Consider the following 23,022-nt stretch of genomic DNA (forward strand, 5'->3'; position numbering starts at 1 on the left):
CGGTGATACTACCCCCGAAGGAGGGCTGCGACTTGATGGGGGATATCGGATTACTCCACTTCATCTGGCGCGTCATTATTCTGTATGTCCTGGTCATGGTGGCCCTGCGGGTGATGGGGAAACGGGAGATTGGCCAATTGTCGGTGTTCGACTTTGTGGTCTCCGTCATGTTGGCGGAGCTCTCCACGCTGCCCATGGAAGACACCAAAGTGTCGCTGTGGCGGTCGGTCTTGTCCATTTCCATGCTCGTCTTGCTGCAAATCATTGTGGCGTTGATTCAGTTAAAGAGTCACCGCTTCCGCCACTGGGTGGACGGCGAACCTTCCGTTTTGATTGAGCATGGAAACATCAAGGACCGCGAGATGAAAAAGACCCGCTACACGATGCATGACCTGTTGATGCAGCTGCGTGACAAAGGCATCGCCAACGTCGCCGATGTGGAGTTCGCCATCCTGGAAACGTCTGGTCAATTGAGCGTGTTTCCCAAGGCGGAAAAGCGTCCGCTTACACCTGAGGACCTGAACCGCGCCGTGATCCACGAGACCATCCCGCTGCCGGTCATTGTGGACGGCGCGCCGGTTCAGAAGACCCTGGAGGTGCTGGGGAAAACACAGAGCTGGCTTGAGCAGGAGCTGGAGCGGCGCGGCTATGGAACGATGCAGGACGTGTTTTATGCCGCTGTCGACCAGAATGGGCAGCTGCACATCGATGCACGGGACAAGCCGCAGAAGCTGCAACCGCAGCAAAAGACTCAGTCTCAGACGGACAGCCCGTCGCCATCGGACGGCGCATCATCATCAGACGGCGCAGCGCAATCGGAGAGCGCAGCGCAAGACCCATTGCCGGGACAGCACGTGCAAAACCCCAACGTGTCCAAACCGGAAGTGCGGTCCGGCCAGGCGCAACAGGGCCCGTTCTCCAAACCATAGTCCGCGGTCCCCTGGCGGCTGCGCCTCACACCGCGAAAGGAATCGCGCTGACGATGGTCGCCAGGATGCGTCCGACGCGCGGAACGCGCCGGACGTTCTGCGTCGTCAGCACCCGGAAGGCGCAAAGCAGGAAGAAGTCAAGCAAAATCGCGAACACGATCGCGGCCAGCAGATGCAGCCCGGCGATGTGTGCGTGGTCCCGGATCATGACCGTGAGGGCCAGCAGGCAGGCGAGCGCGGCTGCGGCAATTTTTGCCGTGTCCCACAAGCGAATCGGAAACCCGACAAAGTGCACGATGCACATGAACTGGAGCGCCGTGGTGACACAGAACGAGACAGTCGTCGCGAGCGCCACGCCATAGATGCCGAGACTCGGTCTGGACGCGAGTACATAAATCAGAACGAGCCGCAGCAGTCCCCCTGCGATGGAGTTCATCATCGCCAGCCCCGCTTTGTTCAGGCCCTGGAGCACGCCCGCCAGGGGCGCCTGCAAATACAAGAGAAAGCCCGCCGGTGCCATGATGGCCAAGATGCGTCCGACCGCAGGCTCGTGATAAATGGCCGCGCACAGTGGCGTTGCGAGCAGTGAGAGAATCACCGTGGCCGGAAATCCCACCAGGGCGGTCACGCGCCAGCTTTGTGCCACACGCAGCCGCACCCGGCGGTCGTCCCGCGTTTCCCCTGCCATGGCTTCGGACACGGAGGGCACGAGGTTGACCGCGAGCGACCCGGTGATCACGGTGGGAAACACGAGCAGCGGCAGCGCCATGCCGCCGTACTGCCCATATAACGCGGTCGCGGCGTGCTTGCCAATCCCGGCCATCCACAGGGAGCGCGCGACCAGTACGGGTTCAATCGCGTAAATGAGCGACCAGATGAGCCTGCTCAGCGTCACAGGGCCGGCGATGTCGACAATCGCCCGCAGGGTTTGACGCACCGTCTCCAGGCTGCGCATGGGCGCATTCGGCAGCACCATCGACAGGCGCCCACGCCGCCGGTACGAGACAACGAGAAACAGCATGCCGGATAGTTCTCCGAGCAGCATGCCAATCATCGCACCCGCTGCCGCGTAGGCGAGGCTGAATTGGACAAAGTAGGCGGCGAGAATCCATACGCTGGCGATGCGCACGGTCTGTTCGACAATGGATGCCCAGGCTGGCGGCGCCATGTCCTGCAGGCCCTGGAAGTAGCCGCGAAAAATACTGGACACGGCGATGACCGCGACGATGGGAATCATGGCCAGGTACGTCGGGTAGGCACGCGGATCGGTGAGCCAGTGGGTTCGGACAAAGCCGCGCAGCACCCACATCAGGACGGTGAATACCACCGCCATCGTGCCGATGACAGCCGTGCTCACGCGGAGGATGCGCTGGACACGGACGCGATCGTTCTGGACAATGGCTTCCGCAACCAATTTGGAAATGGCGACAGGCAGACCGGCCGTGACAAACGTCAGCACTAAACTCAGGAGCGGAAACACGATTTGAAACAGTCCCATCCCCTGTGCGCCGATGATACGGGTCAGAAAGATGCGGTAGATGAAGCCCATGATTCGGGTCGTGAGGCTGGCGGCCATCAGGACGACCGCACCTCGAAGAAAGGAACGTTGGGTCACAGATACCGCTCCTTTGCTGAAGTTCAACAGAGCCTGTGTTCAAGCCTATGCGGCTTGTACGCCGGATAGTCCAGGCCAGGGAAGGAAAGCGGACAGGGCATCGCGAATGGAATAGGGCGGAAAGAGGTGGGACCTGTGGATGACATGGAGCAGGAGATGAACAGGGAAGGAACCTTTGCGGGGAATGCGGGCGCTGACACGGAGGCCGCCGCCGGGACGCCTGCGCCAGCTGCCGGCGCCGGGGAACTGGAAGACGGTCACAGCGCTCCCGCGGCCGAGGTGCAAAGCGCTCCTCGCTGGCAGGACTATGAAGCGGACATCTTGGAGCTGTGTCAAGCCAAGGCGGAAGAGTTCCATCTGCTGGGCTACGAAGAAGTGACGGCTGCACAGGTGTGGGACTGTGTCCTTGCCTTGACCAAAGGGAAGGGTGCGCTGCACGAGATGGTCGCGGCCGTGCTCGGATTGCAAGCAGGCAAGTTTATGAACCATCTCACCATGAATGCGTTCAAGGGGGTTTTCGATGACTCCCCGTTTGACGCTGGAAAGCGCGCTTGATTATACTAGTGTGAGCATGTCGAATGGGCGCGAAGAAATGGGCGCTTCGAAGTACGTGATTTTGAGGTTCGTGATTTCCGTTCGATGAGTTTCTGGAGGAGGACAAGCAGCATGAAGTGGGGCCGATTTGCGGCGTTCATCGCCTTGGTCCTGGTGGTGGTGGGCCTCACGGTGGGCACCTCCCAACAACTGTGGAAATCAATTCGCCTTGGCTTGGACTTGCAGGGCGGATTTGAACTGCTATACCAGGTCGAGCCGAATACACCGGGCGGTACGGTATCAGCGCAAGGCGTACAAGCTGCCCTGCAGGCCGTGACCACGCGCGTGAACTCGCTGGGTGTCGCATCGCCGGTCATTCAGTTGGAGAACAAGAACCAGATTCGGGTCGATCTCGCCGGGACGTTCAGTCAGGCGCAGGCCGAAGCGTACATTGGCCAGACGGCGGATCTAAAGATTTACGGGAAGGCGACGTATAACGCCAAGACCAAGACATGGGTTCCGGACCCAAAGACGCTTTTGATTACCGGGAATGACATCAAGCCGGACGCCGCGGCGGGGCAAAACCCGAACACCGGGCAGTATGAAGTGGACGTGACGTTCAAGAACGCGAAACGCTGGCAGCAAATTACACAGCAGTACCTCGGCAAGCCGTTGTACACCTTCCTGAACGGGCAGATGATTACCGACCCGGCGCCGAGCGAAGTCATTTACAACGGCCAAACGGCCATCAGCGGCGGCGACTTGACGACCCTGCAGGCCTGTCAGACGCTTGCCCAGGAACTGAACAGCGGCGCGCTGCCGTATCCGCTGAAGCTGGTGAGTTCGACGAGCGTCGGGCCGTCTCTCGGCGCAGCGTCGCTGAAAGCCACGATGTGGGCCGGACTCGGGGCTGTCGCGTTGATTTTCCTGTTCATGCTCCTGTTGTACCGCGCGGCTGGCTTTATCGCGGACATCGCGCTGGTTGCGTACGCGTACCTGTTGCTGCTGACGTTTGCGGGCCTTCACGTTGTGCTCACGCTGCCAGGGCTGGCGGCGCTGGTGCTCGGCATCGGCATGGCGGTGGACGCGAACATCATTACGTATGAACGGATTAAGGACGAACTTCGCAACGGCCGCAGCCTGCAGTCGAGTGTCATCGCGGGCAACAAGCGCGCACTGCGCACCATCATCGACGCCAACGCGACGACGTTCATCGCCGGGGCCGTCATGTACTGGTTCGGGCAAGGTGACATTCGCGGCTTTGCCGTGTCGCTGATGCTCAGTATCGTCGTGAGCCTCATCACGGCCGTGCTGCTCAGCCGTGCGATGCTTCTCTTGTATACGCGTTCGAACGTGGTGAAGCGGCCCTGGTGGTTCGGGTACCGCGCAAGAAAGGCGGTGGAGTCATGAAGGCACGCTTCAATCTCGTTCGCAACCGAAAATGGTTCTTCATGTTGTCTGGGGCCATCACAGTGGCAGGTCTCATCGTGTTTTTGGTTTCCGGTTTTAACCTTGGCACGGATTTCGTCGCTGGGTCCCGTGTGCAGCTGCAGTTGAACCAACCGGTGAACACGGCGAAGGTTCAGCAGTTGTTTCAGGAAGCGGGCATTCCTCTCGACGAGGGCGCCATTACAACGGCAGGCGGGCCTGGAAAGCAGGCCGCCGTCGTTCGATTGACGGAGGTTCTGACCCCGGCTCAAGTGAACCAAATCAAGACACTTGAGGCGAAAATGTTCCCGAAGTCGCAGAGCGCAGACATCAGCACCGTGGACCCGCTGGTCGCGAAGCAGACTTCGCAGAAAGCGGTTTGGGCTGTGCTCATCGCTTCGCTGTTCATCGTGATTTACGTGGCGATTCGTTTTGAGTACCGGTTTGCGATTTCCGGCATTGTCGCCCTGCTGCATGACGCGTTCATCGTCATGTCGGCGTTCGCGCTGCTTCGGCTGGAAGTCGACTTGACGTTCGTGGCGGCGATTTTGACGATTGTGGGGTACTCCATCAACGACACGATTGTCATCTTCGACCGCATCCGCGAGAACCTCAAGGGCAAGCCGCCGGCGTCCATGGAGGAACTGGAAGAGGTCGTCAACCGCAGTTTGTGGCAGACGATGACGCGGTCCATCAACACCGTGGCCACCGTCCTCATCGCGGCGCTCATGCTGTACTTCTTTGGCGGTACGTCGATCCGCACATTCACATTTGCGCTGATTGTCGGTTTGGTCAGCGGGGCGTACAGCTCTATCTTCATCGCAAGCCCCCTCTGGGTCACCTGGCGCGGCCGACAGTTTCGAAAGCAGAAGCCTTCTGGCGAGGTGCCGCAGGCAAACTGAGCATCATGTCAGCGTCCGGACAGGCGCCCCTTCGGGGGCGCTTCGATTTCCGGCGCTTTGCTGACGACGAAGGCGATGGATTCGGTGGTGGAGAGGTTTGCGTACACAGGCACAGGCAAAATGGGGCGCCTGGTCTTCGGCAGGGGTCAACATCCTGTTGATGGTTGGCAAAGGTGTCGTCGGCCTGGCTGCTGGCAGCCAGGCGTTGTTCGCTGACGCCGTCCATTCCGCTGCGGACGTGGTCGGCTCGCTGGCGGTCATCATTGGCTTGCGCATCGCCAGCAAGCCGCCGGATGAAGACCATCCGTACGGACACGGGAAGGCTGAACTCATCAGTACGGCCATTGTGGCGCTGTTTCTGCTGGGAGCGGGCATTGAAGTCAGCGTGAGTTCTCTGCGCGCTTTTTTCCAGCCGCCTCACCCCCCGGCGCTGTTGGCGGCCTGGACGGCCATGGCTGCGATTGTCATCAAGGAAGTCATGTTTCAGTACACGTATCGGCTCGGCAAGCGGCTGAACAGCAAGAGTCTGGTGGCGAGCGCCTACGACCATCGGTCGGACGTGCTGTCGTCCGTCGCCGCCTGCATCGGGATTCTGCTGGCGATCTTGGGACGGGCGCTGCACACGCGGTGGCTTGAACACATGGATTCGGCCGCCGGTTTGCTCGTCGCGCTGCTGGTGCTGCGCATTGGTTATGGCCTCGTGCAGGATTCCGTGCAAACGTTGATGGACAAAACGGCCCCCGTCAAAGACCTGCGCAGTTACGCGGCGTGCATTCGGCAGATTGAGGGGGTGCGGCGCGTGGACGACTTGCGCGCCCGCGACCACGGTCAATATGTCATCGTCGACGTGGAAATCAGCGTCGAAGCGTCCATTTCCGTCGCCGCCGGGCATGATATCGCCGCACAGGTCAAGCAAGCTTTGCAGCGGGAATTTCCTCGTGTGTCCGACGTTCTGGTGCACGTGAATCCTTTTTATCCAGATCAGGAGGCGCACCGTGAATCCGCAGAATGAATGGTCACAAACAAACCAAGAATGCCGCGTCTCAGAATCATGGACACAGCCGCCGTGGCGCACTGCAGCGGTTGACCCAGCGAGAGCCGCGCGGCTTGCTCAAACCCTGAACATTCCCCTGCGGGTGGCCCGCTGGCTGTGCACACGGACAGAAGACGATACAGAGGCAGCCGGCTGGCTGGCGGGCGCTGATGCGGACACGGTTTTGCCGTGGGACTGGTTCGCAGACATGGCCAAGGCCGCTGAGCGGATTTGGCAGGCGGTCATCGCCCGCGAAACCATTTGCATCATCGGCGACTACGACGTGGACGGCGTCACCGCCAGCGCCATTCTTGCAACGACGCTGGACATCGTCGGGGCCGAATGGCACTGCTTGATTCCGCACCGCGTGGATGATGGGTATGGGTTGTCTGCGGCGCTGGTCGACCGGGCGCACGCCCTTGGTGCCAGCCTCGTGGTGACGGTCGACAACGGCATTCGGGCGGTGGACGCCATCGATTACGCGCAAGAGCTCGGGGTGGACGTCGTGATCACCGACCATCACGAACCGCCGGACACCCTGCCCCAGTCGGCGTGTGCGGTCGTGCACTGGGCACGGGCAAGTCACCGCGAAGAGGTCGCCCGGTTGTCGGGAGCGGGTGTGGCTCGCAAGCTGGTGGACGCGCTGTATGCCAAAGCGCCAAGCCACGGGTACAGCGGCATCGTGCCGCAGCTGCACGAGGCCGCCGTATGGCAGGACGGCTTGGCGGCGCTTGGCGCGCTGGCGGATGTGATGCCGATGCGCGGGGAAAACCGCCGTCTCGTGCGCCACGGGCTGGATGCGCTGCGGCGCACCGGGCAGCCGGGGTGGATCGCGTTGTGTGAAGCGGCCCGTGTGTCGCCGCGCGGCCTCAGCGCTTCCACGGTCCTCTGGAACATCACGCCGCGGTTGAACGCGGCAGGCCGCATGGGCAGTGCCGACACCGCGTTTGCGCTGCTGATGGCCAAATCGGCGGGCGAGGCGTCTGCACTGGCCGACCGCATCGAGGCGTTGAACCTGGAGCGCAGACAGGCGACCGACGAAGCCGCACGGGCGGCTTTTCAACTGTGCGATGCTGCGCAGGCGGAAGAGGCGGGGGGCGTCGTGATCGCGGGACCGTGGCCGCTCGGCGTGGTGGGCATCGTGGCGGCGAAACTGTGCGAGCGGTACGGCCGGCCTGCCATTGTGCTGGCGGACGACGGGAGCGGCTTGCTGCGCGGGTCGGGCCGGGCCCCTGCGGGCTTCCCGCTGCATGACGCGGTGGCGGTGTGCGCGGACCACGTGGACCACTTCGGCGGGCATGAGGCGGCGATTGGCTGCGCCGTCGCGAGGGAGAAGCTGGCCGCGTTTCAGACGGCGTTCGCACAAGCCGCACAGCGGATGGTGCGCAAGCAAGACAGGGATGCGGCCGCCCAGGTTCTGGCGGACGACTACCTGTCGTTGGTGGACGCGACCACCGAGACGCTGGACTGGCTGGAGAAACTGGGCCCATTTGGTCCCGAAAACCCGCCGCTTTGCTTTTATATCGGGCCTGTGGAGGTCGTGCAGGTGCGGCCGATGGGGCAGAAGCAGGAGCATTTGCGGATTCAGGTCCGAGAGGCGGGTGTCCTGGCCGATCTCGTCTGGTTCCGGGCAGACGCCGCTGCCTTCGCGTGGCAGCCTGGGACGCGCATCGCGGCCGTCGTCGACCTGGAGGAAAACGTGTGGCAGGGCGTGCGCCGGGCCCAGCTTCGCGTGCGGTCTGCACAGGCCATGCCCGGCATTCTGGGCCGGGAGGCGTTTGCCCGCATGTATCAAATGCTGCGCGCAAGGCGTAAGATTCAACTGCGTGACCTGGAGGCGGCACGGGCTGTGCCGCTTGACGAATTGCAAGTCATCTTTGAAGCTTTTGTCGAACTCGGGTTTGCTCGACGACTGGAGAGCGCGTATCATATGATTGACAATGTTGACACGCGTGATTTGCGCGAGTCTCCAAGCTATCAACAGCACCTTGCACGCGCCTGGTGGGGCAAAGTAGGAGCGATAGAATGAATTTTGAATCTCAAATTCGCGATGTTCCGGACTTTCCACAGCCCGGAATTTTATTCAAGGATATCACCCCGCTGCTTGCGGATGGACCGACGTACCGGGCAGCGATTAACGAATTGGCTGATTTTGCGAGACAGTGCGGCGCGGACGTCATCGTGGGCCCGGAAGCGCGCGGCTACGTCGTCGGCGCGCCGCTGGCGTACGCAACCGGCGTCGGCTTTGTGCCTGTCCGCAAACGGGGCAAGCTTCCGTGGAAGACGATTGGTGTGGAGTACGCGCTGGAATATGGGACCGACCGCTTGGAAATGCACGCGGACGCGATATTGCCCGGGCAAAGAGTGCTGCTTGCCGACGACTTGCTGGCAACCGGCGGAACGATGGGCGCGTGTGCGGCGTTGGTGCAACAGCTTGGCGGCGTACTCGCCGGAGCTGCGTTTCTCATCGAACTCAGCCACCTCGGCGGGCGCGCGAAACTACAAGGGATTGAAGTGAAGACGCTGGTCCAATATTAGCGTGCGTTCGATTTCGGACAAACCGCTGCTGAGGATGGATGGCCGTGGAAACGTGGATGGCATCGGAGTTGCCAGAGCAGAACAACACGTCAGAAGTCGCATCACCGAAAGCCAAAAAGCAGGAGTTCATCACGCTGGATGCGCTGTGCGAGAAATTTTTGACGTATGGGGAGCCAGAAGAGGTCGAGACGATTCGCCGCGCTTATCACTTTGCGGAGGAAGCGCACCGCGGCCAGTATCGGAAGTCCGGCGACCCCTACATCACGCACCCGCTGGCGGTGGCCGGCATTTTGGCGGACTTGCAGCTGGATGCGACCACGCTGACGGCCGCCTTGCTGCACGATGTCGTCGAGGATACGCGCGTGACGGACGAGGAGGTTGTCCGCCATTTTGGGGCGGAAGTGGCCGCACTGGTCGACGGGGTCACGAAGCTCAAGCGCATCAAGTTCGACTCGAATGAAGAACAGCAGGCGGAGAACATGCGCAAGATGTTCCTTGCGATGGCGAAGGACATCCGTGTGCTGCTCATCAAGCTGGCCGACCGGCTGCACAATATGCGCACCTTGCGATTCCAGCCGAACGACAAGCAGCTGCGAACCGCGCGCGAGACGCTTGAAATTTTTGGTCCGCTGGCGCACCGCCTCGGCATCAACACGATGAAATGGGAACTGGAAGACCTCGCCCTTCGCTATCTCAATCCCCATGAGTACTACCGAATTGTTCATCTGATGGCACAAAAGCGCCAGGAACGCGAGCGTTACGTCAATGAAGTCATCGAACTCCTGCGCGACCGGCTGCGTGCCTTGGACATTCAGGCAGAGGTGTCTGGCCGCGCGAAGCATATATACAGCGTATACCGCAAGATGGTCGGGCAGGGGAAGGATTTCAGCGAAATCTACGACTTGTTCGCTGTCCGCATCATCGTCGAGAACATCAAGGACTGCTACGGCGTGCTGGGTGTGGTGCATACGCTGTGGAAGCCGATGCCCGGCCGCTTCAAGGACTACATCGCCATGCCGAAGGCGAACATGTACCAGAGTCTCCACACCACGGTCGTGGGGCCGCACGGGGAACCGCTGGAGATTCAGATCCGGACGTGGGAGATGCACCAAACGGCGGAATTCGGCATTGCCGCGCACTGGGCGTATAAGGAAGGCGAGCAGCGCGCGGAAGGCAAGTTCGCGCAAAAGTTGGCGTGGTTCCGCGAGGTGCTGGAATGGCAGCAGGATTTCCGCGACGCGCAGGAATTCATGGAAACCCTGAAGCTCGACCTGTTTTCGGACGAGGTGTTCGTGTTTACGCCAAAGGGCACGGTGATTGAGCTGCCGGCCGGGTCGGTGCCGATTGATTTCGCCTACCGGATTCACACCGACATTGGCAACCGTTGCATTGGGGCGAAGGTGAATGGCAAGATTGTGCCCTTGGACTATCGCTTGCGCACCGGCGACATTGTGGAAGTCCTGACTTCCAAACACAGTTACGGCCCGAGCCGCGACTGGCTGAAGATTGTCCAGTCGTCGCAGGCGAAGAGCAAGATTCGGCAGTGGTTCAAACGCGAAAAGCGCGAAGAGAACGTTGCGCGGGGCAAGGAACTGGTGGAGAAAGAACTGGTGCAGCGCCACCGCATGGATGCGCGCGCGGTGATGACGCCCGCCTACCTGGCCGACGTCCTGTCGAAGTTCAACTTTGCCAAGGAAGAGGACATGTTTGCGGCCGTCGGCTACGGCGGACTCAGCGCCGCGCAGGTCGCAACCCGGTTGATTGAGCGTTACAAACGCGATCACCAGGAGACGAACCTGGATGCGCTCGAACTGGAACTTCGCGATCGCGATAAGCCCACCGGCAGCGGTATTCGCGTGCGCGGCGTGGACAACTTGCTGATTCGCTTCGCCCGCTGCTGTAACCCGGTGCCCGGCGACGAAATCATGGGATTTGTCACCCGGGGCAGAGGCGTTTCCGTGCACCGCGTCGACTGTCCCAACGTAGTCGCGCTGCGCGCGGAGGGCAACCGGGTGCTGGAAGTGGAATGGGCAACCAGCGCAGACCAGGCGTACCACGTGGAGCTGGAGGTCACGGCGCTGGACCGGCACGGGCTGGTCAACGAAGTGATGAACGCGGTGGCGGAGACGAAGACCGATGTCACGGCGGTCAGCGCCCGGGTGGACGTGAAGCGGGTGGCGCACATCTCGGTCAGCGTCCGGATTCGCAACCTCGAACACCTTCGGGCCGTTGTGGAACGGATGAAGCGGATTAAGGACATCCACAGCGTCCGGCGTGTGACGCAGTAAGGCATACGGACGCGCCGCGTGTCGCAGCAGGCATGTAGATGCGTGACGCAGGCGCGTTGCAACAGGCAGACAGAGAGGATTGAGCATGGATGCGGGTGGTGGTTCAACGAAGTGGGCCGGCCCATGTGACGGTGGATGGTGCGGTAATCGGCGCGATCGACCGCGGCTTGGTCGTCCTGGTCGGCGTCAAGGAAGGCGATACGGTGCAGGATGCTGCCTATCTCGCCGAAAAGGTGGCGCATTTGCGGGTTTTTCCGGATGACGAAGGCAAGATGAACTTCGACGTCCTGACGGCAGGCGGGCAGGTGCTCTCCATTTCCCAGTTCACCCTGTACGGGGATGTGCGCAAGGGCCGTCGGCCGAACTACATGCGCGCTGCCGATCCGGCCGTTGCCCGCACGCTGTATGAAGCCTTCAACGATGCGCTGCGCGGCTGCGGACTGCACGTGGAGACGGGCGAGTTCGGCGCGATGATGCAGGTGTCCCTGGTCAACGATGGGCCGGTGACGATTCTCATCGACAGCGAGCGCCAGCTGTAAGCAACACGGCGGCGGACGGTCGTAAGCTGGCTGAATGCAGCCGGCCGCGGCGGCGGGCAGCGTATGGAACCGCGATCGACTTCCTGCCGCTCGAGACCGAGGCGTGATAGTTTGAGAGGACATGAGGTGAAGCGATGCGAATCAAAGCCATTGTCGTGAGCCAAATCGGCGCGAATTGTTACGTGGTGGCGCAGGACGCGGACAAGGGGAACGATGCTGTGATTATCGATCCCGGTGACATCGTACTCGACCCTGTATTCGCCTACATCGAGGAGGAGGGGTTGAATGTCGTCGCGATCTGGAACACCCACGCCCACTTTGACCATGTGATGGGTGTCGATGTGGCGCGGGCCCGCTATCGCGTGCCTGCGTATGTGCATGAGGCTGATATGCCCATCTGGAACCAGGTGGCTGACGCGACTTTGCAGATGTTCGGCCGAACGGTTCCGCCGCTGGCCCCGCCCGACGGGTACTTTACGGAGGGGCAAGTCCTCTCGCTCGGTGACGAGACGTTCACCATCTGGCACACCCCTGGTCATTCTCCAGGCAGCGTCTGCCTGGTCGGCGGAGACGTCGCTTTCACCGGCGATACCCTGTTTGCGGGCACCATTGGCGCCACGCACTTCTTCCTTGGCGACCCCAAGGCGATGGAACAATCGCTGAAGCGTCTGATGAAACTGCCGGATGACATGGTGCTGTACCCGGGTCACGGGCACCGCACCACGATGAACCGCGAGCGGATGTCGAACCCGTATCTGCCGGTCGACGTGGACTAGCACGCGGTGTGACAGCGGGCGCGGGGTGTCGCCTGGGGCCCAGCCCAAGGCATGAAAGGCGCCTTAACCTGGCGCCGGGTGTTGCCTCGGGCCCAGCCTAAGGCATGAAAGGCGCCTTAACCTGGCGCCGGTTGACGCCTCGGGCCCAGCCTAAGGCAGAAAAGGCGCCTTAACCTGGCGCCGGATGACGCGTCGAGCCCAGCCTAAGGCATGAAAGGTGCCTTAATCGGGCGCGGGGTGTTGCCTCGGACCCAGCCTAAGGCATGAAAGGCGCCTTAACCGGGCGCCGGATGGCGCCTCGGACCCAGCCTAAGGCATGAAAGACGCCTTAATCGGGCGCCGGATGGCGCCTCGGACCCAGCCTAAGGCATGAAAGACGCCTTAATCGGGCGCGGGGTGTTGCCTCGGGCCAAGCCCAAGGCATGAAAGGCGCCTTAACCTGGCGCGGGGTGTTGCCTCGGACCAAGCCTAAGGCATGAAAGACGCCTTAACCGGGCGCCGGATGACGCCTCGGACCAAGCCTAAGGCATGAAAGGCGCCTTAACCGGGCGCGGGGTGTTGCCTCGGACCCAGCCTAAGGCATGAAAGGCGCCTTAACCTGGCGCGGGGTGTCGCCTCGGGCCCCCCGGTCCCCAACCTGCAGCCCCCCAACCCCCGGCCCCCCGGCCCTCGCCACTTCACATTCCACACTCCCCGAGGTGTTACTCAAATCGCAGCGCGTTGATAGGCGACAAGCGACTGGCGCGGTACGCGGGATAGATACCGAACACCAAGCCGACGAAGATGGAGACGACGAACGAGATCCAAACGGATGACAGGTTCAACTGCACGGGTGTTTGCATGATTTTTCCAAGCACGGCTGCAGTGAACGCGCCGAGCAAAATGCCGATGACGCCTCCCAGCAGGCCAACCAGCCCGCTTTCCACGAGAAATTGCTGCAACACCGCGCCTCGCGTGGCGCCAAGCGCCTTTCGCAAGCCAATCTCCCGTGTGCGTTCCGTGACGGACACCAGCATGATGTTCATGATCCCGATGCCGCCCACCAGCAGCGAAATGCCCGCGATGCCGCCGAGCAGGTTCTGCAGCGACTGATTCACGCCTTGCAAGGTGCTGAGCAGGGTGGCCTGGTTGGTAATCGTAAAGTTCACCTGACCATTGGCCTGCAGCAGGCTCAGCTCAGCTTGTCGCTGCGCTAACGTCATGGCCTTGCTGCTCACCGCTTCGGCGTAAATCGTACTTGGGTTTTGCGATCCCGTGAATTGCTGTTCCAAGGTCGTCAGCGGGATGATGATGCGGTCGTCGTTGTTGGTGGCACCGGTTGAGCCCTGTTCAGCGAGTTCTCCGATGATTTGAAATGCGATGCCGTTGATCCAGACGGTCTGACCGACCGGATTTTCGTTGCCGAACAGGTTTTCAGCCGTGGTTTGACCAATAACGCCCACGTCAGCCGCGTGGTTCTCCTCTACCAGATTGAACGCTCTCCCTGCAGACAAACCAAGGTTGCGCACGGTGAACAGGTCGGGTGTGCTGCCTTCAATTGTGGTTTGGTAGTTCGTTGCACCGGCGACCACCTGACCTCGAGTCGTCGAATCTGGTGCCACCGCGGCAATGGCAGAGTCTGACTGCAATGCCTTGACATCTGCCATGGTCAAGGAGTCTGCCGACCCAAGTCCCTGACTGATGCCGTTTTCTTCCGTCGAACCGGGTGTAATCACCAGCAGGTTGGTCCCGAGTCCCTGAATGCGCGCCGTGACGCTCTGCGTTGTGGCACTGCCAATGCTCATGAGGGCGACCACGGAAGCCACGCCAATCATCATGCCGAGCAGCGTCAGTATGGTCCGCAACGGGTTACCGAGCAGGTTCTTCATTGCTGTCTTGACCGTTTTTGCCTGGTTCATTTCAGCACCCCCGCGCCGGCTCGCAGCGGCTGTGACACGCGCTCATCCGATTCAATGTGACCATCGCGGAAGCGCACGATGCGGCGCGCATGTTGTCCGACGTGCTCCTCGTGGGTCACGATGACGATGGTCGTTCCTTCATCGTTGAGGGATTGGAACAGGGCCAAAATTTCTTCCGTCGACTGACTGTCCAGGTTCCCGGTGGGTTCGTCCGCCAACACCAGGCTCGGATTCGTGACGATGGCGCGCGCGATGGCGACGCGTTGCTGCTGCCCGCCCGATAACTGGTTGGGGTGGTTCCTGCCTTTCGCCGCCGGATCAAGCCCAACCCGCTGCAGGGCGCGCGCCGCCCGCTGCAAGTCATTCTTACTGCTGTGTTTCGAATACCACAACGGTACAGCGACATTTTCCAGCGCACTGGTTCGTGGCAGCAGGTTGAAGCTTTGAAACACAAACCCAATCTTTTCGTTACGCAGTGCCGCCGTTTGCCGGTCGGTCAAGGAGGACGTGGGTACGCCGTCCACCCAGACTTCCCCCGAGGTAGGCGTGTCCAATAGTCCCATCAGGTGCATCATCGTGGATTTTCCCGATCCCGACGGGCCCATGATGGCGACAAACTCCCCTTGGCGGACTTCCAGCGAGACGTCCTTGACGGCGTAAAAGGGTTCCGATCCCAGATCGTACCGCTTGGATACGTGGTCCAGTTTCAAGAGGGACATTACAGTCCACCACCATTCCCGCCAGTAAATCCGCCAGTTCCGCCGGCACCGCGGTACGCACCACCGCTGAACCCGCTGCCGCTCAAGCCCGAACCGCCGGTGAAGCCACCGCTGCCACTGAAACTTCCACTTCCCGTGAAGCTGCGTCTGGTGCTGCCACTGAAGCTTCCTCCGCCGAATCCACCGCCGGCAAATCCGCCGCCAGACAGGGCGCCGCCGTATCCACCACCGATTGCGCCGAATCCGCTCGAGCGCGATCCGCTTGTACTTTGCGTAGATGTTGTAATGGGCGTTACGATGGCAACCTCTTCACCTTGTTTCAAGCCGCTTTTGATTTGCACCGTATTTTCGCCGTACACTCCGACGGTGACCGGTACAAATTGTAATCCGGCAGGTGTCTGGCCGGCATACCCGCCGCCCGCTACGGCATCCGCTGCGGCACTGCTCCCTGCGGTGCTGCCCCCGGCTTGAACGTACACACCCGTCTGCCCCCGTTGCTGCGTCAACGCCGCGGTCGGCAGAACCAGTACGTTCTTTGCCTGTTGAACAATCACGTTCACAGAGACACTCTCACCGGGCAGCAATTGAACACCCGACGCGCTCGATCCGTTGACCTGAATGGTCACGGGATAGGTTGTCACGCTGCTGGAACTCTGGGGCACCAGGCCAATACTGGTGACGGTGCCCGTGAGGGTCTGGCTGCCAGACGTGGTCAGTGCGATGGTCGCCGACTGTCCGGCCTTGATGGAACTGGCATCAGCCTGCGGAACCTGCGCCTGGACTTCGTAGTCGGACGTGCTCAGGTCGCCGATGACGGCGATGGTGTTTTCGCTGCCCGAGGACGCTTGTCCACTGCTCGCGCTCGAACCACTGGTGGAACTGGACGCGGACGACTGATTGACACTGGCGACCTGCATCACTGTGCCGTTGATTGGACTGGTAATCGTATCCGCGTCAATCTCCTGCTCGATGGCGTTGACCTGCGCTTGGGCTTCCGTCACCTGTGCCTGCGCCTGGGCGACGGAATTGGCACTGGTGCCCGCGGATTGCGTTCTTCCGTTCGACCCGCCGGAACTTGTTGTGCTGCTTGCACTCTCCGCCTGCGAGAGGTTTGCCTCGGCGGCCTGCAGCGCGGCCTCGGCCTCCGTCAGCTGCGGCTGCAGCGATGACGAGTCAAGCTTGGCAATGACCTGGCCCTTGGTCACCTTTTGACCGACTTTGACATCGACTTCGGTAATCGTCCCGTTGCCGGTCAGTGTCACTTCATTTTCCGGTTCCAGCGTTCCCGCGAGGTTGACCGTCTGCTGGACATTGCCGGTTTGCGCGGTCACCCAGCGGATTTGGTCCGTTGTCGTACTGCCGGAGGCGGTCTGGCCGCTCAGGCTCCAGTACGCCGCGCCGCCGCCCACAATCACGATCGCGGCGATCCACGGTACGGGCCGCTTCCACAGTGGACGCTTGTGGTGACTGACTTCGGTTGAATTGGATGGTATGGATTCCTCTGCTTGCATGGTCGTTCCTCCCCCGCGGCCAATGGAAGGCTGGCCTGCTTCGAGCCATATTATCAATGCCATGTTTCCAAATTTGATTGAAAAATGCACATGGACTGGGCCAGCTCGCACATTTGCCAACGGATGTGGATTTCCTTGTGGATGATTCGTATTCATTGCAACAAAGGCGGGTGGTGGATGGGCAGAAAATGCTGGTCTAAAGGAGAAAACGGGGTGGATGTGACTTGTGCACAACTTTATCCACAGCTTGTGGATAAGGCTGTGCACAAGCGACTTGTCCGAAGCCAGCTGGTGTTGCAGTTATTGCAAGCGCTTGACACAGCTCGCGTCGATGTCCCGGATGGAGTTGTATCCAGACAAGGCCAGTTGTAAATCCAGTTCGGCCGTCCATTGGCCGAGCAGTTCCTGCACGCCCGCTTGCCCGCCGACGGCCAGCGCATACGCGTAAGGGCGGCCAATCAGCACCGCGTTGGCGCCCAGCGCCATGGCCTTGAAGACGTCTGCAGCGTGGCGGATCCCGCTGTCCAGCAGAACCGGGTAGTCCGGCCCGATTTCACGGCGCACGTCGACCAGGGCATCCAGTGAAGCGACGGCGCCGTCGACCTGCCGACCCCCGTGGTTGGACAGCACGACACCGTCCGCACCCAGACGCATGGCCAATTGGACATCTTCGACGTGGGTGAGGCCTTTCACCAGCAACGGCAGCTTCGTCTGGCGACGAATCTTCGCGAGGTCGTCCCACGTGAAGGCTGGATTCACGTAAATCGACAAAAACTCCTGCACGGCCGCAAACTGGTTGTCCGCCGGGGGCTGCTGCAAACGCGCGCAAAAGGCGGGATCGGTGAGAAAGTTCGCGATGCCTTCACCGAACAAAAACGGCAGGTAGAGGTTGGAGAGGTCCCGTTCGCGCCAGCCCAGCATCGTCGTGTCGACCGTGACGACAATCGCGGCGTACCCAACGGTTTCGGCGCGGCGGATAAAACTGCTGACGACGTCCGGGTCTCGCCCTGGGTACAGCTGGAACCACCGCTCAGCACCTTCCGTTTCACGCGCCAGGGTTTCCAGGTCAACGGAGGACACGGTGCTGGTGATAAAGGGGATACGCTGTGCCGCTGCCGCCTTGGCGGAGGCGGACTCCGCGTCCGGGTGGATGATGGACTGGACGCCGATGGGAGCCAGCAGAAAGGGCGTCGGGTAGGTCTTGCCGAACAGTTCGATGGTCAAGTCGCGATCGTCGACATTCCGCAGCATCCGCGGCCGAATCTGCCACCGGTCAAAGGCGGCGCGGTTGTTGCGCATCGTCTGTTCTGCGCCTGCACCGCCTTCCACATAGCCCCACGGGCCGTCCGCCAATTTTTCACGAGCCTGCGCACGCCAGTCGTCGATGGACACTGGCCAGTCCCATTGTGACTTGCCGGAGAGCGATTGCACATACATTTTGAGCTGCGTTTCGAAGCCATGGCGTGTCATGCTGGGCGTCCTCCTCATTCGAGTGATAAAGAAAGTATAGCGAAGTCGGAATGTTCGAGCCATAGAAAAGGCCGCGGTCGAAGCATGTGTGTCCAAGGTCCGGGTCCGTGCGGCTGGCTCGGACATGTCTGTGCCAGGTCCGTCATAGGATGGTGTATCGGCATTCGAGGTCTGTGAAGGGGGCAGTTGGTTGTCCGTTCGTATGACAGAAATTCAACGGGCAGTGCGAATGGAATGTGTGTCCATCGCGTGGCTGGTGATGGAGGCCGTCGTCGCGTTGGCGACTGGCATTGCGGCGCACTCCGTTGCGCTGGCGTCGTTTGGCGCAGACAGTGTCATCGAGTTGATTTCCGCCGCCGTGTTGTTGTGGCGGCTGACCGTGGAAGCGCGGGGTGCGGCATTCCATCGCGTCGCTCGCGCGGAGCGCACGGCTTCGTGGGTGGTCGGGCTGGCGTTGTGGCTGCTCGCGCTGTACATTCTTGCGGCGGCTTCACATGAGCTGCTGACGCAGCATACGCCGGACCGCACACCGCTGGGCCTGACGTTGGCACTGGCCTCCGCGACGCTGATGCCCTTGTTGGCGAACGCCAAGCGCAGCCTTGGGGAGCGCATCGGGAGCGGCGCGCTCAAAGCGGACGCGGCATGCAGCATGGTGTGCGCCTACATGGCCTGGACCGTGGTCGGCGGGGTTACGCTCACGGCCCTGCTCAACTGGTGGTGGGCAGACGCGGTGGCTGCACTGGCACTGATTTATTTTGTCGTTCACGAGGCGCAGGAAGCCCTGGTTTCCGCACGGACGGGGGAGCGTGCCCATGCGCACCGTCATGGATGAAGTGGCAAAATCACACGGAGCGCTCCAAGTGCGTCGATACGCGCACGCAGAGCGCTCCGATGCAGCGTTTTCCGATGGACCGTTGACCGGCAGGGTCTTTGCGGGTGCCGAAGTTAATCCGTCAGCCCCAGCACCTCTCGGATTTTTGTTTCGACTTTGGCGAACCCTTTGTCGCCGGCCGCGCGGAAGGCCAATTCGCCCTTGGCGTTGAAGATGAAGAACGCGGGAACGTACTCGTTTTCGAAGCGGTCAGCAATGAGACGCTCATGATCGAGCCCGATGGGCTGGGTCATGTTGAACTGTTCGACGTCCCGCTTGATTTTCTCAAGGTCGATGTCTTCTTCCATCCGCGGCAGATGGAACGCGATGGTCTGTAAACCATGCGGTGCGTACTTGTCGCGCATGGCGGAAACTTGATCCATGGTTTCATGACAAATGTGGCAGGAGACCGCCCAAAAGTGAATCATCGTGACGGGCGCGGCTTCGATTTTCGGCCCGCCCTCCGGCTGAAACCACGTGGCGCCGTCCAGGCTTGGCATTGGTGTGCCCAGTCGCATTGGCATCGTGATACACCTCCGTATTGCAGGGATTTTGGTTTCTAAATGATTCCTTTTCAGGAGCGGCTTCTGAGTAAAGAGAAAGACGGCCTGAAGGGGGGAACTGCCCCCCGTCCGGAACCGTCTTTCACGTGTGCATCAATCTTTATTCCGGCTTGGTCAGCAGGCTCTGGCCAGGCTTCCAGTTCGCCGGGCAGAGGCCGCCAGCCTGCAGGGCTTCCAGCACACGCAGGGTCTCGTCCACGCTGCGGCCGATATCCATGTCGTGCACGACCTGGTAGCGCAGAATCCCTTCTGGATCGATGATGAACAAGCCGCGCAGCGCCTGACCGGACTCTTCCACCAGGACGTCGTACTTGCGTGCGACTTCCTTCGTGAAGTCGGCGGCCAGCGGGTAGTCCAGCGAACCCAGGCCGTTCTTGTCACGCGGCGTGTTGATCCAGGCTTTGTGGCTGTGCACACTGTCGGTGGAGCAGCCCAGGACTTCGCAGTCCAGGTCCTTGAATTCCTGCAAACGTTCGTTCATGGCCAGGATTTCCGTCGGGCAGACAAACGTGAAGTCCGCAGGGTAGAAGAAGAATACGAGCCACTTGCCACGGTAGTCAGACAGTTTCACGGTTTCTTCCAGAGTCTTCATGTTCTTCGTGGAGAGCATTTCAAAGTCAGGTGCTGGTTTTCCGACAAACGGCATACAAATCTCCTCCTTTAAAACCTGGATATATCCTTGCCTGCGCTGCGACTATGTACAGGCGGTTGGTCGCATCTCCATGTTACCATTTTAGAATTGTTCTAATCAAGCGCGTTGCTAGCGCGTTGCTAGCACGTCCAGCGCCAGCCCAACCCAGCGTACCAGCACGCTCGTCCCATCCCGTCAGGGGTTTCTGTCGGATGCCGCATCGGCCGCGGACGGGCCGTATGCGGAAGCCTTGCGCAGGCCCAGCCACAGGGACGAAAATCCAGCGCCCCCGACAATGAAAATCACCAACAGCAGTGCGGTGTTGATGGTGTCGAGATTGTAAATATGCAGCCCCGTGGAGACCTGCCAGTCCATCAGGGCTGGATACACCAACCCAACAGCGCCAGCCAGGACAAACAACACGCCGCCGATGAACAGGGTGTTGCCCGCGACAAACCGGCCGACAAACGCTTTGGCTGCCGTGCCGAGCTGACGGTTCTCCATCCACCGCCCAAACGCCGCCCCTGCGATGATTTGCATGACGGTTGTCCCAAGGCCGTAGAGCAGCCCCGGGAGGAAAGCAACCCAGGCGTTCGGCATATGCGGAGAGATGGTCGTGTAGATGATGGTTGCGAACGCGCCCGTACCCCATCCGGCGACGAAGCCGTGCAGGAGTGCCAGCTTCACGGGAACCCCCTCGCCGTCCTCGCGAACGTGGGGGAGCAGCCGCTCCAGCCACGGCAGCAGGTGCAGGGTTTTGCGCCTGTAGAGGATAAAGTATCCGGACAGGAGCATGACGATACCTACCAGAAGATACACCACTTCTTCCTCACGCGGTTGTGTCAGGAACCGGGCGAGGGCGAAGTATGCCAACTCGCTCGCAATCGCGCGCTGCACCGTGAACGCCAGCGAAAAGAACAGTCCAGCCCGCATCCCGCCGCGTGTGCTGTAACTGCCAATCGAGTAACTGAACGTGATGGGCCACGTATGTTCATCGGGCGTGATACCGTGAACCAACCCCATGAGAAACACGGTTCCCAAGTCGATGATCCACGTGATGTGCCGTGGATCGTTCCAAAAATTCATGCGTTGTGCTCCTCTCCCGCCAGGGCATCCTCGGGGCCTTGATGGCACGATGGGCAGATGCCAAACAGGTCTGCCCGGTGACTTTGCACGATATAGTCCCGGGGGACCTTTGCGAAGGTGGGGCACTCATGCAGATCACGAACGCTGTGACACGACAAGCAGACAAAGTGGTGGTGATGTCCGCCGTCGCAGTACGCGTAATAGATGTTGCCGTCGAGCAGAAACGGCGTTGCCGCCCCCACCTTGGTCAAGACTTCCAACAGACGGTAGACCGTGGTCAGTCCAATCTTGACCTGGTGCGACCGGCTCAGTTCATAGAGTTCGGCGGGCGTCATCATGCAGGAAGCGCCGGCGAACAATTCGAGGAGCTGTTCCCGCTCCTGTGTCAATCGAAACCGACGTTCGTGCAGTCGGTCTATGACTTGCTGTTTATCCATCCGGATTTGACCCTTTCGACTGCAGTTCGAATGATGGTCGTTCAAATATAGAAAACCATTTTCGGTAGCGAGGATACACCCGATGGTGCGCGCCGTCAACCTCACCAGTCCGCCAGCATGCGTCTTTACACAGGTTTCCCGAATTTGGATCACCCATACGACAGGCCAGGATGGTATACTCTGCAGGCAACTGACTAAGCCGAATCATCCTTCGGGATGTACGGGGGAATTTCTTGGTCTTCGGACCTTGGGGTAAATCGCTCCTTGGAGCGACGGGTGGCTCGTCATCCGCATCCGACAACTAACCCCGGAGGCGTAACGGGAGGATGTTCAGTTTGTCACGTTTTTCTTCGATCACGATTTCTGCCGCTGCCGCTGCCGCCGCAATGGCTCTCGGGGCCGTGCCGGCTTCTGCTGAAACGATATCCGCACATACGGTGACGGTCCAACCGAACCAGACCCTATGGAAAATCGCCAGGGCTTCGCACGTTCCAGTGGCGTCGCTGGAAGTCGCGAACCCTTCGGTTCAGCCGCTGAACCTGCTGGTTGGCACAGAGGTGCGGGTGCCGAGTATCATCAAACACGATGTGCAACCCGGCGATACGCTCTGGAAGCTGGCGAAGCAATACAACGTCAGTCTGTCCGATCTGGAAGCGGCCAATCCGACGTTGAATCCAATGGTGTTGTGGGTTGGCAGTGTCGTGTACATTCTTGCACAGACACCGGCCGCATCCGCTCCCGCGGCATCTTCGACGGCGTCCAGTGCGTCGACGGCATCCGGACAAGCCTCTGCACTGGCGCAGTCCCGTGCTTCGGCTGGTACAGCGTCCACATCGACGGACACATCGTCCAGCCTCGCGTCGCAGAATCTGTACTGGATGGCGCACGTCATCAACGCGGAGGCCGGCGGCGAATCCGAGCAAGCGCAAATCGCCGTGGGCGATGTCATTCTGCACCGTTTGCAGTCGGGATCGTACGGCAGCACCGTCAAGGATGTCGTCTTCCAGATTTCAGACGGTCATTACCAGTTCACCAGCGTGATGGACGGTTATATCTACACGACACCAACCGCCAGCAGTTGGCAGGCGGCACAACAGGTGCTGGACGACGGCACGGACCTTGTGCCAGGCGCGCTTGTCTTTTACGATCCGGCCCAGACACCAGCTGGCAGCTGGGTCTGGAATCAGCCCACCATCACGCAAATTGGCTCTTTGGTGTTCGCGAAGTAGCGCTGCAAGCCGACGGCGTGGCAGG

At 60.8% G+C, this 23,022-nt stretch carries 21 protein-coding genes and 1 riboswitch; of the genes, 12 read left to right on the forward strand and 9 right to left on the reverse strand.

The window, feature by feature from the left end; all coding sequences use genetic code 11:
• The first annotated feature begins 35 nt into the window (after positions 1–35).
• Entirely contained in the window at positions 36–929 is an 894-nt protein-coding gene (locus tag JI721_RS12945) for a DUF421 domain-containing protein (RefSeq protein ID WP_274457855.1), read from the forward strand.
• A gap of 25 nt (positions 930–954) precedes the next feature.
• On the opposite strand, the gene spoVB is transcribed toward JI721_RS12945, so the two are convergent.
• A complete protein-coding gene (gene spoVB, locus JI721_RS12950; RefSeq protein ID WP_274455287.1) occupies positions 955–2,544 on the reverse strand; it encodes a stage V sporulation protein B in 1,590 nt (529 codons plus the stop codon).
• A 144-nt stretch (positions 2,545–2,688) separates the two neighbouring features.
• Between spoVB and JI721_RS12955 the strand changes: the two genes are divergently transcribed.
• From JI721_RS12955 to JI721_RS12995, 9 genes are all read left to right on the forward strand, one after another.
• A complete protein-coding gene (locus JI721_RS12955; protein WP_274457857.1) occupies positions 2,689–3,099 on the forward strand; it encodes a post-transcriptional regulator in 411 nt (136 codons plus the stop codon).
• Positions 3,100–3,210: 111 nt separating this feature from the next.
• A complete protein-coding gene (gene secD, locus JI721_RS12960) occupies positions 3,211–4,488 on the forward strand; it encodes a protein translocase subunit SecD (protein ID WP_274455288.1) in 1,278 nt (425 codons plus the stop codon).
• Positions 4,485–5,408 carry a protein translocase subunit SecF gene (gene secF, locus JI721_RS12965; RefSeq protein WP_274455289.1) on the forward strand — a complete coding sequence of 308 codons (924 nt, stop codon included), beginning with the start codon at positions 4,485–4,487 and terminating at the stop codon, positions 5,406–5,408. Before secD ends, secF begins: the two co-directional genes overlap by 4 nt.
• Before the next feature lie 97 nt (positions 5,409–5,505).
• Positions 5,506–6,420, forward strand: coding sequence for a cation diffusion facilitator family transporter (locus JI721_RS12970; RefSeq protein WP_274455290.1), 915 nt, complete (start codon positions 5,506–5,508; stop codon positions 6,418–6,420).
• Positions 6,404–8,470: a single-stranded-DNA-specific exonuclease RecJ gene (gene recJ / locus JI721_RS12975; RefSeq protein WP_274455291.1), complete on the forward strand. Its 2,067-nt coding sequence runs from the start codon at positions 6,404–6,406 to the stop codon at positions 8,468–8,470. Before JI721_RS12970 ends, recJ begins: the two co-directional genes overlap by 17 nt.
• Positions 8,467–8,979, forward strand: a complete 513-nt coding sequence (locus JI721_RS12980) for an adenine phosphoribosyltransferase (RefSeq protein ID WP_274455292.1) — start codon at positions 8,467–8,469, stop codon at positions 8,977–8,979. The genes recJ and JI721_RS12980 overlap by 4 nt, the downstream gene beginning before the upstream one ends.
• Before the next feature lie 128 nt (positions 8,980–9,107).
• Positions 9,108–11,267: a RelA/SpoT family protein gene (locus JI721_RS12985; protein WP_407654112.1), complete on the forward strand. Its 2,160-nt coding sequence runs from the start codon at positions 9,108–9,110 to the stop codon at positions 11,265–11,267.
• A gap of 89 nt (positions 11,268–11,356) precedes the next feature.
• The gene (gene dtd, locus JI721_RS12990; protein ID WP_274455294.1) at positions 11,357–11,806 is read left to right on the forward strand and encodes a D-aminoacyl-tRNA deacylase; all 450 of its coding nucleotides are present in this window, start codon (positions 11,357–11,359) and stop codon (positions 11,804–11,806) included.
• 134 nt (positions 11,807–11,940) lie between these two features.
• The gene (locus tag JI721_RS12995) at positions 11,941–12,582 is read left to right on the forward strand and encodes an MBL fold metallo-hydrolase (protein WP_274455295.1); all 642 of its coding nucleotides are present in this window, start codon (positions 11,941–11,943) and stop codon (positions 12,580–12,582) included.
• A 701-nt stretch (positions 12,583–13,283) separates the two neighbouring features.
• Here the strand turns inward: JI721_RS12995 and JI721_RS13000 are convergent.
• The 4 genes from JI721_RS13000 to JI721_RS13015 form a co-directional block, all read right to left on the reverse strand.
• Positions 13,284–14,480 (reverse strand): ABC transporter permease, encoded by a 1,197-nt coding sequence (locus JI721_RS13000; protein WP_274455296.1) that lies wholly within the window; start codon positions 14,478–14,480, stop codon positions 13,284–13,286.
• Complete coding sequence (locus tag JI721_RS13005; protein ID WP_274455297.1) at positions 14,477–15,199, reverse strand: ABC transporter ATP-binding protein; 723 nt, start codon at positions 15,197–15,199, stop codon at positions 14,477–14,479. Before JI721_RS13005 ends, JI721_RS13000 begins: the two co-directional genes overlap by 4 nt.
• Positions 15,199–16,710 (reverse strand): efflux RND transporter periplasmic adaptor subunit, encoded by a 1,512-nt coding sequence (locus JI721_RS13010; protein WP_274455298.1) that lies wholly within the window; start codon positions 16,708–16,710, stop codon positions 15,199–15,201. The genes JI721_RS13005 and JI721_RS13010 overlap by 1 nt, the downstream gene beginning before the upstream one ends.
• 300 nt (positions 16,711–17,010) lie before the next feature.
• On the reverse strand, positions 17,011–18,180 hold the full coding sequence (locus tag JI721_RS13015; protein ID WP_274455299.1) for an alpha-hydroxy-acid oxidizing protein: 1,170 nt from the start codon (positions 18,178–18,180) through the stop codon (positions 17,011–17,013).
• A 190-nt stretch (positions 18,181–18,370) separates the two neighbouring features.
• Here JI721_RS13015 and JI721_RS13020 point away from each other — a divergent pair, with 190 nt between their 5' ends.
• A complete protein-coding gene (locus tag JI721_RS13020; protein ID WP_274455300.1) occupies positions 18,371–19,012 on the forward strand; it encodes a cation efflux transmembrane domain-containing protein in 642 nt (213 codons plus the stop codon).
• A gap of 113 nt (positions 19,013–19,125) precedes the next feature.
• On the opposite strand, the gene JI721_RS13025 is transcribed toward JI721_RS13020, so the two are convergent.
• The 4 genes from JI721_RS13025 to JI721_RS13040 form a co-directional block, all read right to left on the reverse strand.
• A complete protein-coding gene (locus JI721_RS13025; protein ID WP_274455301.1) occupies positions 19,126–19,575 on the reverse strand; it encodes a TlpA family protein disulfide reductase in 450 nt (149 codons plus the stop codon).
• 139 nt (positions 19,576–19,714) lie between these two features.
• Positions 19,715–20,260: a peroxiredoxin gene (locus tag JI721_RS13030; RefSeq protein ID WP_274455302.1), complete on the reverse strand. Its 546-nt coding sequence runs from the start codon at positions 20,258–20,260 to the stop codon at positions 19,715–19,717.
• Between the two features lie 180 nt (positions 20,261–20,440).
• On the reverse strand, positions 20,441–21,331 hold the full coding sequence (locus tag JI721_RS13035; RefSeq protein WP_274455303.1) for a hypothetical protein: 891 nt from the start codon (positions 21,329–21,331) through the stop codon (positions 20,441–20,443).
• On the reverse strand, positions 21,328–21,768 hold the full coding sequence (locus tag JI721_RS13040) for a Fur family transcriptional regulator (RefSeq protein ID WP_274455304.1): 441 nt from the start codon (positions 21,766–21,768) through the stop codon (positions 21,328–21,330). The genes JI721_RS13035 and JI721_RS13040 overlap by 4 nt, the downstream gene beginning before the upstream one ends.
• A 187-nt stretch (positions 21,769–21,955) precedes the next feature.
• A riboswitch (cyclic di-AMP (ydaO/yuaA leader) is annotated at positions 21,956–22,098 on the forward strand.
• Positions 22,099–22,103: 5 nt separating this feature from the next.
• Here JI721_RS13040 and JI721_RS13045 point away from each other — a divergent pair.
• Positions 22,104–22,997 carry a cell wall hydrolase gene (locus tag JI721_RS13045; RefSeq protein ID WP_274455305.1) on the forward strand — a complete coding sequence of 298 codons (894 nt, stop codon included), beginning with the start codon at positions 22,104–22,106 and terminating at the stop codon, positions 22,995–22,997.
• Positions 22,998–23,022: the final 25 nt, after the last annotated feature.

Source organism: Alicyclobacillus cycloheptanicus (assembly GCF_028751525.1).
In the GTDB taxonomy this organism is placed as follows: Bacteria; Bacillota; Bacilli; order Alicyclobacillales; family Alicyclobacillaceae; genus Alicyclobacillus_L; species Alicyclobacillus_L cycloheptanicus.